This window comes from Pseudomonas sp. MS01C9, from assembly GCF_058202755.1.
The window spans coordinates 2,685,676-2,698,823 of record NZ_CM177073.1 but is presented as its reverse complement, the minus strand read 5'-3'; the positions used below and the strand labels follow the sequence as shown (position 1 = coordinate 2,698,823).

General features: G+C 63.9%; 9 protein-coding genes. 3 read left to right on the top strand and 6 right to left on the bottom strand.

Translation table 11 applies throughout. The features are described from left to right. Position 1: 1 nt before the first annotated feature. Complete coding sequence (locus AC1M7R_RS12355; RefSeq protein WP_072397649.1) at positions 2 to 763, top strand: slipin family protein; 762 nt, start codon at positions 2 to 4, stop codon at positions 761 to 763. Here the strand turns inward: AC1M7R_RS12355 and AC1M7R_RS12350 are convergent, their stop codons facing one another. Genes AC1M7R_RS12350 through AC1M7R_RS12330 form a run of 5 tightly spaced genes read right to left on the bottom strand, consistent with a single transcriptional unit; the run spans position 764 to position 11,268 of the window. Further along, entirely contained in the window at positions 764 to 1,717 is a 954-nt protein-coding gene (locus AC1M7R_RS12350) for a sulfotransferase family protein (RefSeq protein ID WP_072397647.1), read from the bottom strand. Continuing rightward, positions 1,705 to 2,490 (bottom strand): aspartyl/asparaginyl beta-hydroxylase domain-containing protein, encoded by a 786-nt coding sequence (locus tag AC1M7R_RS12345; RefSeq protein ID WP_072397645.1) that lies wholly within the window; start codon positions 2,488 to 2,490, stop codon positions 1,705 to 1,707. The genes AC1M7R_RS12350 and AC1M7R_RS12345 overlap by 13 nt, the downstream gene beginning before the upstream one ends. Before the next feature lie 11 nt (positions 2,491 to 2,501). After that, the gene (locus tag AC1M7R_RS12340) at positions 2,502 to 4,013 is read right to left on the bottom strand and encodes a TolC family protein (protein WP_072397643.1); all 1,512 of its coding nucleotides are present in this window, start codon (positions 4,011 to 4,013) and stop codon (positions 2,502 to 2,504) included. A 42-nt stretch (positions 4,014 to 4,055) separates the two neighbouring features. Then, positions 4,056 to 10,379: an Ig-like domain-containing protein gene (locus tag AC1M7R_RS12335; protein ID WP_490610434.1), complete on the bottom strand. Its 6,324-nt coding sequence runs from the start codon at positions 10,377 to 10,379 to the stop codon at positions 4,056 to 4,058. Between the two features lie 52 nt (positions 10,380 to 10,431). Then, positions 10,432 to 11,268, bottom strand: coding sequence for a sulfotransferase family protein (locus AC1M7R_RS12330; RefSeq protein WP_053148110.1), 837 nt, complete (start codon positions 11,266 to 11,268; stop codon positions 10,432 to 10,434). A 311-nt stretch (positions 11,269 to 11,579) separates the two neighbouring features. On the opposite strand from AC1M7R_RS12330, the gene AC1M7R_RS12325 reads away from it, so the two are divergent. Together AC1M7R_RS12325 and AC1M7R_RS12320 are read left to right on the top strand one after the other, a co-directional pair. Continuing rightward, positions 11,580 to 12,167, top strand: coding sequence for a phage tail protein (locus tag AC1M7R_RS12325; protein WP_072397639.1), 588 nt, complete (start codon positions 11,580 to 11,582; stop codon positions 12,165 to 12,167). Between the two features lie 46 nt (positions 12,168 to 12,213). Next, entirely contained in the window at positions 12,214 to 12,525 is a 312-nt protein-coding gene (locus tag AC1M7R_RS12320) for a DUF6916 family protein (RefSeq protein ID WP_072397637.1), read from the top strand. Positions 12,526 to 12,644: 119 nt separating this feature from the next. Here AC1M7R_RS12320 and AC1M7R_RS12315 read toward each other — a convergent pair whose 3' ends face one another. Continuing rightward, positions 12,645 to 13,136, bottom strand: coding sequence for a GNAT family N-acetyltransferase (locus AC1M7R_RS12315; protein ID WP_072397635.1), 492 nt, complete (start codon positions 13,134 to 13,136; stop codon positions 12,645 to 12,647). Positions 13,137 to 13,148 lie beyond the last annotated feature (12 nt).

Genomic DNA, 13,148 nt, shown 5'->3' with positions numbered 1-13,148 from the left:
GATGGGTATGCAAATCGGTTTTGCACTACTGCTGCTGATACTGATCGCACTGGCGGCGTCGACATTCCGGATCCTGCGTGAGTATGAACGCGCGGTGGTGTTCCAGCTCGGGCGCTTCTGGCAGGTCAAGGGACCGGGGCTGATCCTGCTGATCCCGGTGGTACAGCAGATGATTCGTGTCGACCTGCGCACCATCGTGCTCGACGTACCGCCCCAGGACGTGATCACCCGCGACAACGTCTCGGTGAAGGTCAATGCGGTGTTGTATTTCCGCGTCCTCGACCCGCAGAAGGCAATCATCCAGGTGGAAAACTACCTCATGGCCACCAGTCAATTGGCGCAGACCACCCTGCGCGCCGTCCTCGGCAAGCACGACCTGGACCAGCTGCTGGCCGAACGCGAGCAATTGAACGGCGACATCCAGCAAGTGCTGGACGCCCAGACCGATGCCTGGGGCATCAAGGTGGCGAACGTCGAGATCAAGCATGTGGACCTCAATGAATCGATGATCCGCGCCATCGCCCGGCAGGCCGAGGCCGAACGGGAGCGACGAGCCAAGGTGATCCACGCCGAAGGCGAACTGCAGGCGTCGGAGAAGCTCATGCAGGCCGCTGAAATGCTCGGGCGCCAGCCAGGCGCCATGCAACTGCGCTACATGCAGACGCTCAGTTCCATTGCCGGAGACAAAAGCTCCACCATCGTTTTTCCGTTGCCCATCGAATTGCTCAAGGGAATGGCGGATTTGTCGCCGACCAAACCCTGATCAGTCTGTCCGTTGGCTGCGCAGCGCTTCCAGGGCTTCATACGGCCCATGGGCCCATTGCAGCACACGTTCACGCAGCATCGGCGAAGCCTCCCGGCGCTTGTCCTCGCTGTCGCCGGTAAATGCCTGCACCGGCTGCTTGGCATGCCGCCCCGCCGCGCTGAACGCTTGCCGGGACTGGGCCTCATCGAGGCAAAAAAGCGTCGCCAGCCTGCCCGCCATCGCCTCGGGCAGCTCGCTGTAGTTGACCGGTCTGCCGGAAAAGGCCTGGCAATGCTCCAGCCCCGCTTGCAATAGCCGTCCCAGCCGACGCGAAACGAAGTCCTCGGAGCCTGCGAAGGGCCGCCCATCGTCCAGCACGCTGGCGCCGATCATCCCCGGGACCATGTGCATGCCGGGACGACGCAGATGGGAGACGGCGATCTCCACGGGATCGCGGTACACGAACAGCCAAGGCGTATCGGCGAAGCACTGGCGCAACAACGGCAACTCACCGATATTCCAGGCGTCGAGCTTGATCACCAGGCGTCGCTCGACACCTCGGCGGCGTTGTCCATAAGCCGAAAGCAGCCCCTTGAGTGCCGCACAGCGTTCGGTGTGGGGCAAGTCGCTACGCAGCAGGCTGTCCAGGGGCGGCGCTTCGCAGATGACGATATGGTCGTCCAGTTGCGCCAGCATCTGGCTGATCAAAGTCGAGCCACAGCGCGAGGCATGGAAAATGAACACGTCGGGTTCAAGGCCAGGGCTTTGCCGTTGCCAATGCTCAAGGCTGCCCAAGGGCGTCTGGCGACGAAACGCCTGGTTGAAGGGCAGGCGTAGGGCATCTTCCACCGCGTCGCCGAAAAACGGTTGCGACAACCGTCGGTCACCGAACCAGCACCAATCGACCCGCCACTGCCCGCCCTCCTGCCACACGCGGATCGGCAGCCAACCCTCCAGGTTCAAGCCTTCCATTGCTCACTCCATTGGCGACGTCCGTCGCGCATGGCCGTGCGCAGTTCCTCGCGAGTGAAATGCAGCCCCTGCCGGGCCCCCGCCTCCAAGGCGCAGTCGATGAAGGCCTCCACCTCCTGCAGGCCCTGCAAGGTACGGGCGAGTTGGGGATCGGCTTCCACTTGCCGTTGAAAACGCATGAAATCGCTCTGCCCGCCGCGAGCGGCCGGCGTGGTGGGCAGCCCTTCGCATATCAGCTGTTCCAGCCAGGGGCCAGGCCGGCAGTCGAGTACCAGATGAACGCGTGGCAGCGTATCTCGATTGTCGACGCGATGGGGTCGTGACAAATCGAGATACCAGCACTCACCGGCGGTCATGGGGATACGTTGTCCATCCAGCCAGAAGTCCACTTCAGGCGGACTGAGCAACGGCACGTGCAGGCGCAGGTCGCCGTCCGGCCCACCCAGATCGTAGTCACGGTGTTCATGGATCTGTGCGCCGGGCCCCAGGCGCAACAGCCGGGCCGCGGCGATGTCCAGGGGCCAGTCACGCAACGCCTCCTGCCAGCGTCCATCCCTTGACCAAGGCAGGCGACACAAGGGCTGGCCACGGCCGGGCGCCAGTTCGGTCAGGGCATCGGCCGCTGAAATCAGCGCCACGCCGCTCCAGTCACCCTTGTAATAGGCGCTGTTGAAATGCCCCTGCCAGCGCTCTTCCTCAATGGCCGCCAACGCTTGCAACAGCAAGGGCAGGTTCACGGCCACCGGCAGCCGGGAAAAAGCCGGGCGCGCCATGACGCTACCTGTCAGTGCGCTGCCGCCGTCCTTGGCACCGTGATATCGCCCTGGGCCCAGGCCGCTTCACGGTTGGCCAGCGCCGTGGCGATCGACTGCACCTGGGTCGACTGTACTTCGTCAGGCAACGGGTCGAGACCGGCACTGGCGAAGATCTGGCCATAGGCGTTGCGCAGATCGGCATAGGACAGGTCCCGCCGCAGATCGGCCTGCAAGGTGTTGAGCTCACCCTGGATCAGGTCCAGCTCGCCGATGCCGGCGGCCTGATGACGGCTGCGCAACTGCCCGACGATTTGTCCATCGATATCCGACAGTTGCTGGTTGGTCTTGAACTGACGCAGTGCATCGCGGTAGTTGGCATTGGCGACATACAGTTGCGCCAGCACGGCGATCGACATGGCCTGACGCCGCGCCGCCGCCACTTCTTCACCGGCCTTGGCCACATCGATGGCCGCCGGGGCGGAGATCACATTGAACAGGTTCCAGGTGACCTTCACGCCATAGTCTGCCCAGCCCTGCTCCACCAGAAACGAGTTGCTGTCGTAGTGCCCGCCCGCGGAGAACTCCAGCCCCGGCAACAGGCGCAGCATGGCCTTGCGGGTCTCGGCAGCGGTAATGCGCGTCTGGTAATCCTGCTCGCGCAGTTCAGGACGGCTGGCCAGGGCTTCCTGTTCCAGCCGGGCCATGTCGACCTTGAGTTCGGGGATCTCGTACTGATCCGGAGTTGCCAGGGTCAGTTCGGTGCCCAGCGGCAGATTGATCAGGGTCGCCAGTTCGGTCTTGGCCAGGGACAACGCCCGCCGTTGTTCTTCGAGCTGGCGAGTCGCCTGGATCAGCGAACGCTGGTACCCCAGGGCCTGCACCGGGTCACCGATGCGCTGTTCGCTCATGCTCTGGCTGTTGTTGCGCGCAGCCTCCACCCGAGCCATCAGGCTGTCGATCTGCTTGAGCAGGCGCTCGGCAGCCATGGCGCGCCAATAGGCCGAACGCACGTCCTGGACGATGGTGTTGATCACCTTGCGCCGGCGCTCCTGCACGATCAGGCGCTGGTCGCCGGCCTGCTTGGCGCTGATGTAGCTGACGCCAAAATCGAGCACGTTCCAGACCATGGTGAGGTCGGCCACTTCGCGATCGCGGTCCTGGGAAGTCGACGGCTCCAGGGACTGGGTACCGGTCTCCACGCTCTGGCTGCTGGAGGCGTTGACGTTATTGCGCCCTACGTAGCCGGCGTCCAGGGCCATGCGCGGCAGCATGTCGAAACTGGCCAGGTCCAGCTGTCGCTTGGCCAGGGCCTCCTCCATGACCTTCAATCGGCCTTCCAGGTTGTACTTCACCGCCCGGGCCATGGCCTGGTGCAAGGTCAACGGGCCGTTGAGAGGCTCCTGATCCTTGTACATATTCTGCCGATCGGTCCTGGCGCGTTCCTCGCTGACACTGCGATCGATCGGCTCGCTGGTCACCGCACACCCGCTGACCACCAATGCCAGCAGACTCATACCGAATAACTTCTGACTTCTATTCATTCCCTGGATTGCCCCTGGCTGCCGCTCATTTTTTTAAGTTGTTCAGGCCGGTACCTGGCTGATGCCGACCTGTTGCAAAGCCTTCGCCAGGCTGTCGACCTGACGCTGTTCAGTGTCTTTGATCTGCTGCAGCTGCTGACCCAGGGTCGGAGCGCCAAATACCCCTCGCACGCCCTGGGACACATCACCGCCCTGCATGGAGCGGTCGTCGAAGGCGTCCATCGACTCGCCTTCGGCCCCCGAATCCTGGTTGAACAGGCTCGACAGGGTGCTGCTGCCAAAGACTCCGCCATCCCCTCCGCCAAAACCGAGGAAGCCCTGGCCCGAACCGTCACCCGTAGCATCGTTGCCGAAGACCTGGGCGATGTAGCTTGGCGCCAGCGCCCCACGGTTGATGAAGATATCGCCGATGGGCCGCAGGCCGCCGCCCACGTCCCGTTGTTCGAACAAAGGCGGGAAGCCCAGCGGCGAACCCAGGTCCCCCGTTGGCGGTGTGAAGACTATCGGCTGCAACGGCACCTCGGAGACCGGGATGACCGTCACGGGATCCGTCGTCAGGAATTCCGGCGGCGGCTTCACGTCGTTGGGCACCACGGTGTCGATGGCATAGTTGTTGGACACCGCCACGCTGGATCCGGCGTTACCCGCCAGGTCGGTGACGTTGCTGGTGTCCAGGGCGATGAAGTTGCTCGGATCGGTCAGGTTCACCGTCGGGGTGAACGTCGCGGTCCAGGTCCTGCCACCGTCGGTGGTGGTCAGGTTGCTCAGTTCACCGTTGGTGACGCTGAGGTCCGACAGGTCGAAATCGGTCACCGCCTCGCTGAAGGTGAAGGTCACCTGGGTAGTCTGGCCAACACCCAGGCTCGGGTTGGCAACGACGATGGTCGCGGTCGGCCGGGTGGCGTCGAGTGCGTAGTTGCCGGAGATGGCAATGCCAACCCCCGCGTTGCCAGCGACATCCTGCACGGTGCTGGCGTCCAGCAGGATCAGGTTGGTGGTGTCGCTGACACCCGCCGTCGGCGTCAGGGTCGCGGTCCAGGTCAGGCCGCCATCGCTGCTGGCCAGGTTGGACAGCACACCGTTGGCGACGCTGAGGTCCGACAGATCGAACCCGGTCACCGCCTCGGTGAAGCTGATGGTCACGGTGGTGGTCTGGCCGATGCCCAGGGTGCTGTCGCTCACCACGATGGTCGCGCCCGGACGCACGGTGTCGATCGCATAGTTATTGGAGTCCACCACGCCAGCACCACTGTTGCCCGACACGTTGGTCACGCCGCTGGTGTCCAGGCTGATGAGGTTGCTGGTGTCGCTGACATTGGTGCCCGGCGTGAAGGTGGCCGTCCAGGTCACGCCGCCGTCGGTCGATGACACGTTGCTCAAGGTGCCGTTGCTCACGCTCAGGTCGCTGTTGTCGAAACCGCTCACCGCCTCCGAGAACGTGATGGTCACCAACGACGTCTCCCCGGCCTTGAGGGCATTGTCAGCCACGACGACCGTAGCGGTAGGCAGTCGGGTCTCGACTGCATAGTTGGCCGAATTGGTCGTACCGGCCCCGGCGTTGCCGGCGGCGTCGCTCACCCCGCTGTTGTCCAGGGTGATGAGGTTGGTGGCATCGCTCACACCCACCGTCGGTGTGAAGGTAGCCGTCCAGGTCAGACCGCCGTCGCTGCTGCTGACGGCACTCAGGGTACCGTTGGCAACGCTCAGGTCGTCATTGCTCAAGCCCGTCACCGCCTCACTGAAGGTGATAGTCACCTGGGCGGTTTCCCCGGGCCTCAGCGTCGAGTCGCTCAGCACGACAGTGGCCGTGGGGCGAAGGCTGTCGACACTGTAGCTGTTGGAATTGGTCGTGCCGCTGCCGACGTTGCCCGCCAGGTCGGCAATGCCGCCATTGGCGAGGGTGATGATGTTGCTGGTGTCGGTGACCCCGTTGGTGGGTGTGAAGGTGGCGGTCCAGGTAATGCCGCCATCGCTGGTGCTCAGCCCGGTGAGCGTGCCGTTGGCGACTGTCAGGTCGGCGCTGGTGAAGCCGGCCACCGCCTCGCTGAAGGTGATGGTCACCAGCGAGGTTTCGCCAGCGGCGATGGCCGTGTCGGCCACCACGATGGTCGCGGTGGGACGCACGGTATCGACCGCATAGTTGTTGGAGTCGGTGGTGCCCACGCCGGCGTTGTTCGCGCCATTGCGCACGCCGGTGTTGTCCAGGGTGATGACGTTGCTGGTATCGGAGATACCGACACTCGGGGTGAATGTCGCCGTCCAGGTAACGCCTCCATCGATGGACGAGACATTGCTCAGCGTCCCGTTGCGGATCGTCAGGTCGCTGTTGTCGAACCCATTCACCGCTTCATTGAAGGTGATGGTCACCGTCGTGGTTTCACCGATGCTCAGCGACGAGTCGGCGATGACCACGGTCGCCGTCGGCACGTTGGTGTCGACCTGGTAGTTGTTCGAATTGGTGGTACCGGTACCGGTGTTGCCCGCCGCGTCGCTGACGCCGGTATTGGCCAGTACGATGACGTTGCTGGCGTCGACGACCCCGAGGGCGGGCGTGAAGGTGGCGGTCCAGGTGATGCCGCCGTCGCTGCTGCTGACCGCGCTCAGGGTACCGTTGGTCACGGTCAGGTCCGAATTGTCGAAGCCGCTTACCGCCTCGCTGAAGGTGATGGTCACCAGCGAGGTTTCGCCGACACTCAGCGAGGTGTCCGCAACCACGATGGTGGCGGTGGGACGCAGCGTATCGACGACGTAGTTGTTGGAATCGGTGCTGCCGCTGCCGGCGTTGCCCGCCACGTCCGTGACGCCGGAGTTGCCCAGGGTAATCAGGTTGCTGGCGTCGGAAACACCGACCGACGGTGTGAAAGTGGCGGTGTAGGTGATGTTGTCGCTGGTGCTCAGCCCGCTCAGGCTGCCGTTGGCAACGGTCAGGTCCGCCAGGGTGAAACCGGTCACCGCCTCGCTGAACGTGATGGTGACCACCGAGGTTTCGCCCGCGCCCAGGGTGTTGTCGGCCACCACGATGCTTGCGGTGGGTCGCTGGGTGTCGATGGCGTAGTTGTTGGAGTCGGTGGTTCCGCTGCCGGCGTTGCCCGCCGCATCGCTCACACCGGTGTTGTCCAGGGTGATGAGGTTGGAGGTGTCCGTGATGTTGGTCGCCGGCGTGAAGGTCGCGGTCCAGGTAATGCCGCCATCGCCGCTGCTCAAGCCGATGAGCGTGCCGTTGGTGACCGTCAGGTCGGCGGCGGTGAAGCCGGTCACGGCTTCGTTGAAGGTGATGGTCACCAGGGAGGTTTCGCCGATCCTCAAGGCGTTGTCGGCCACGACGATGGTAGCGGTCGGACGCTGGGTGTCGACGGCATAGTTGTTGGAGCTGGTGGTACCGGTGCCGGCGTTGCCTGCCAGGTCCAGCACCCCGGTATTGGCCAGCACGACCAGGTTGGTCGCGTCGCTGATACTGGAGCTCGGCGTCAGGGTAGCGGTCCAGGTGATGCCGCCATCGCTGCTGCTCAGGCCACTCAGGGAGCCGTTGGCAACGGTCAGGTCCGCCAGGGTGAAACCGGTCACGGCCTCGCTGAAGGTGATGGTCACCAGGGACGTTTCGCCGGCGCTCAGCGCCGTATCGGCCACCACGATGGTAGCCGTCGGGCGCAGCGTATCGATCGCATAGTTGTTGGAATCGGTCGTGCCGGTATTCACGTTTCCGGACAGGTCGGCAATGCTGCCACTGTTCAACGAGACCAGGTTAGTGGTGTCGCTGATGCTGGCGCTCGGGGTCAATGTCCCGGTCCAGGTGATGCCGCCATCGCTGCTGCTCAGGCCGGTTATCGTGCCGTTGGCGACGGTCAGGTCGGCGGTGGTGAAGCCGGTCACGGCCTCGCTGAAGGTAATGGTCACCAGGGAAGTTTCACCGACGCTCAGCGCTGTATCCGTCACCACGATAGTGGCGGTTGGACGGGCGGTGTCGATGGCATAGTTGTTCGAGTTGGTCGTTCCCGTACCCGCGTTGCCGGACAGGTCGGCAACGCCGGTATTGTCCAGGGTCACCAGGTTGCTGGTGTCGGTGACGCTGGCGTCGGGGGTCAGGGTGGCCGTCCAGGTGATACCGCCGTCGGCACTGCTCAGGCCGGTGAGCGTGCCGTTGGCGACCGTCAGGTCGGCCGTGGTGAGACCGGTTACCGCTTCGCTGAAGGTGATGGTCACCAGGGAGGTTTCACCGGCCCTGAGTGCGGTGTCGGACACCACGATGGAAGCGGTGGGAAGCACGGTGTCGTTGACCGCGTAGTTGTTCGAATCGGTGGTGCCCACGCCGGCGTTGCCGGCCAGGTCCGAGACCCCGGTGTTGTTCAGGGTGATGAGGTTGGTGGTATCGGTGATGTTGCTGGCCGCGGTCAGGGTGCCGGTCCAGGTGACACCGCCGTCGCCGCTGGTCAGCGTACCGATGGAGCCGTTCTGCACCGTCAGGTCCGAGGCGCTCAGGCCCGTCACGGCTTCGGAGAAGGTGATGGTCACCAGCGACGTGGCGCCGGAGTTCAAGCTGGTGTTAGCGACCACGATGGTCGCGGTAGGTGGGGTTTCGTCCGGTACATAGTTGGTATTGATGGTACCGCCGTCGCCATAGACATTGGCCACCGACGCCGGAGTAACACCGGCCGTGCCGGCACTCGTCCCGCCAATGCCGCTGCCGCCGGCGTTGCCGCTCATCGCCGCGAAGTTGGCAGCGGTGATCAGCACCGCCCCCCTGTTCCAGATCGCGCCGACACCGACGCCGCCCGCGCCGCCCGCCTGGGTGTAGCCCCCGCCGGCACCACCACCGCCACCACCGCCGCCTGCGCCGACGTTGTTGGAGATGACCGAGTTGCCGATGATCCGCAGGGTCGCGCCGGTGTCGTTGTAGATACCGCCGACCGCGCCACCGCCGGCACCGCCGATGTCGTTATAACCGTCGCCGCCGCCACCACCACCAATGGACAACCCGGCGCTGGAGGCCGAGCCACCGGCAGAACCGGTGCTGTAGCCGGGATAGGCAGCGCCGCCGGCACCGCCGGTAGAAGAGCCGCCACGGCCGCCGATATTGAAGAAGCCACCACCGGCACCGCCCTGGTTGGTCGAGCCAAGGGAGCCCGAGGAATTGAGCGTATCGCCACCGCGACCGCCGATCCCTCCGCCGACCGCGCCGCCGCCACCGCCGCCGCCACCGGCGTATTCCGGCGTCACACCGCCACCGCCACCGCCGCCTGCCGCCACGTTGGCAGTGACCGTGACGTTACGCAGGGTCAAGGTGCCGGCGTTGTAGATCCCGCCGCCCTTGGCCACCAGCGCATCGTCGCCGCCATTACCACCATTGCCCGAGACGATGCCACGGGTAATCACCAGGCCGTCGAGGGTGGCCGTGGTACCAGACGTCACGCTGATGACCTGGGTACGGAACTGGCCATCCAGGGTGACATCGGCAACGTTGTCATTGTTGAGGTCGCCATCGATGGTGACGTTCCTGTTCACCACCAGTACCTGGGTCAGGGCGACGGTCATGCTGCTGTTGAAGGTGACGATGTCGCCGTTCTGCGCAGAACCCAAGGCCGCGCGCAAGGAGCCCACGCCGGAATTGGCGTTGTTGGTGGCGGTCCAGGTGGCCAGGCCCCACTGGTATTCGCTCATGGCCTTGGCCGACAGCACATTGGCGCTTTCGATGTTGCCGGTGGCGATTTCCAGGTCCCAGTCACCGCCCAGGCCCGTGCGGTCGTTGGATGCCGCCACGTCGCGGCCGGTCAACTGCGCCAGGGAATCCACCAGGCTCAGGCCGCGATCACCTTCGGCGGTGTAGCAGCCATAGATCAGGATATCGCCGCCAACATTCATGTCCTGGCCGATCTGCGCCAGCACTTCGCTGCGGGCCTGGACGTTATCCGCCGACAGGTAGCTGTTGCCCAGCCACAAGTCCCCGGCATTACCGTGGGCGATGATCTGCACCGAGCTGATGCCCTGGTGGGTGTCCAGGTAATCGGCGATCTGTTGCAGGCCATCCTTGCCGGCATCCAGCTGCACCACCTGGGTGCCGGGCGCCACGCCTTGCAGCAGGTTGGCGGCATCCTTGACCCGAGAATCGACAAACACCACTGACTTGCCCGGAACGGCGGCCTGGGTGGCATCCACCTGGCCCTGGGGCGCATGGCTGCTATCGGCCGACTGGTCGGCGGTGGGCGTCTTGGCGGCTTCGGCCGTGGGCTGGGCGTCCGGCTGCGCCGCGTCGGCCACGGTGGCGGCCACCGCGCCGTCGAACAGCATTCGCGGCTCCAGGGACATGATCATTGGCGATGCCAGGGCCTGTGCACCCTCGGTTACCCGCGATTTACCTTTGCTCCACCACATGACGATCACCTGGACTCGAACTTCTTGAATACGCGAATGAAGAAAACCGCGATCAGCTGATCGCGGCGTCGGTTTTCACACGAATGACATTGGCAGCGCTGGCGGACCCGTCGCGCCAGAACGACAACTCGGCATACTTTTCAAACAGATCCGGCGGCAGCAGCGTACGCCGGGCCTGCGGCGCGACCCTGGGCTTGACCTTGTGCAGCCCGGCCACGCCCAGGGCCTGGTCGAAGGCCGGCGCGTCGTAGGTCAAGTGGTTGAAATCGTGCTCGAACCACGGCTCGCCGATGAATTCGTAGACCAGCCGCATCACCCGCTCGGGGGCCTGGCTCAGCAGGTCGTAATCGACGATCAGCAGCGATTCGGCGTTTTCCCCGTAATAGGCTTCCTTGAGCGCTGTCCAGGCAAACCCCACCAGGCGATTACGCTGGGCCAGGGTTTCGCAGCGGCTGTAGACGGTGTTGCGCTCGTCATCGTCGTTGAACAGCTTGGTGTTCTCGAACGGGTTGGCGCGATAGAGCCGCTCCAGGCTGTCGAGAATCCAGGCGACATTGCGCACGCACGCGATGGTCTTGGCCTGAGGGAAAAGATCCTGCAGGGCCGGCAGCCGGGCGCACCAATGGCGGTTGGTATCGAAGATGACAGGCTTGTCGGCCTTGTCGGCGTAGTACGAGTCGAACAGTCCACGCAACAGACGCCGACGCTGCTCGGTGTCGATCACCGAACCAAACTCACTGCCAGCGCTGCATTGCTGCAGGACGCCACTGAACAGTGAACCGACGGGACTGGTCATGCCGGCATGAAAACGCGGATTCTGCAGCAGAATCGCGGAGAGGAGGGTCGAGCCCGAGCGTGGCAGGCCGGAGATAAAGTGAAACTGCGACAAATCCCTTCACCATTTGTAGTCCCTTTGTAGCGCAAAGCGTAGCCGAGGAAACAAATGCCGCCTAGTAGTACTTTGATATCAAATTCACCTGAAACCGTAAAAAAGATGGACGGTAGGGAACGCTGGCAAACCTGAATCGTTTAAGCCGCACGGCCGCTTTTTTCAGCGCCTTGCTCCGGCAGAACGAAACATCCCCGTCTACGCTCAGCCGTGCGTGACCAGGCCTGGAAGTGAGGAGTCGGACTGATCGCATCTTACTCGTCGTATCCGCCAGGTACCGCCAGACCAATAACCTGAGGGATGAGGATTTTATGGAAGTATTCATGGGCACCATCCAGCCGTTCGCCTTTAATTTCGCCCCCCGTGGCTGGGCGCTGTGCAACGGGCAGACCATCGGCATCGCGCAAAACTCGGCGCTGTTTTCCTTGCTTGGCGTGACTTACGGGGGCAACGGCCAGACCACCTTCATGCTGCCCAACCTGCAAGGGCGCATGCTCATGGGCATGGGCAACGGCCTGGGCCTGACTCCCCGTGTGATCGGTGAGGTCTCCGGCACCGAAAACGTCACCCCGACGCTGAACAACCTGCCTGCCCACACCCACGCACTCACCGGCCTTACCGCCTCGACCACCCTGCAACTGGCGAACCCGGCCAGCAATCCGGTAAACACACCCACGGCCACCAACTCATTCATCGGCACTTCGGGTACAGGGCCAGGTTCGGCGGCGATCTATTCCGACCAGATAGGCGCCTCGCCGGTGCCGCTGCAGGGCGTGAGCACGACCGTCAGCGGTACGGTTTCTCCCGCCGGGGCCGGCTTGCCCCTGCCGATCATGAACCCATTCCTGGCGATCAACTTCAGCATCGCCCTCGAAGGTATCTTCCCGTCCCGCAACTGACGACCCACCGGAGGGCCACGGCCCTCCGGCCTTGTGGAGTGACGACATGCTGCAAAAGGTTCATAGCCACCATTTCCAGCCGCTGCTGGGCCAGACCCGAAGCCTGGTCCTGCCGGACGGCAGTCGCTTGCCGGTGCGGATCGAACATCTGCAAGAAACACCCCGGGCCAGGATGCCGAACGCCGAACGGATGCCGTTCAACGTGGAACTCAACAGTCTGGAAAGCACCGAGTTCGTGGATGGACTCTGTGACCTGGAGATGCCCGGGCTGGGCACGCTCGAAGGGGTGTTCGTGTCGAGGGTACCCGCTGCAGGTCGGGATCCGACGGTGGGCTACTTCCACATCGCATTCAACTGAACGAGGCTGATGCCCTGCGGGAGCGAACATGCCCGCGATGGCGGAGGGTCAGTTTGCCTCCATATCCAACGGCCCACCCTCATCACCGGCAGGCTCGCCCCGCAGTCGACAGCAACTGCTCAGCTGCCTTTCGGATACCAGACCAAACGTTCTGCCGCCAGGTTGCTTTCCTGGACTTCGAAACCCAGTGCCAGGTAATGCCGACGAGCGTGGGGATTATTGGTCCAGACCACCGTCGCCACGGGACAGCGGATCTGTTGCGCGGCTTTCTGCACCCCCTGCAGCACCGCACGACCGTAACCCTGGCCGCGAGCCTGGGGGATGAAAGCCAGGTACAGCACTCGGATCTCGTTGGGCCCGAAATCGGTGCTCAAGGCGCCGATGGCGGTACCGAGCTTTTCCACCACGTAATGCATGGCATCGGGGAAATGCTCTCCCAGTCCCTGCTCCTGTACCTGGTACTGCTGGGCAATCACCTGCTGCACCTGCTCGGCCTCGCCATCGATCCACTGCAGGTCCGGTCGCGCCGCCTGGTACAACGCCTGTAGAAACGGCCCATCGCTGACCCGCGACGGCCGTACCACCAGTCCTTCTGCCGCTACTGATTCCATGCCCGCTCCTTT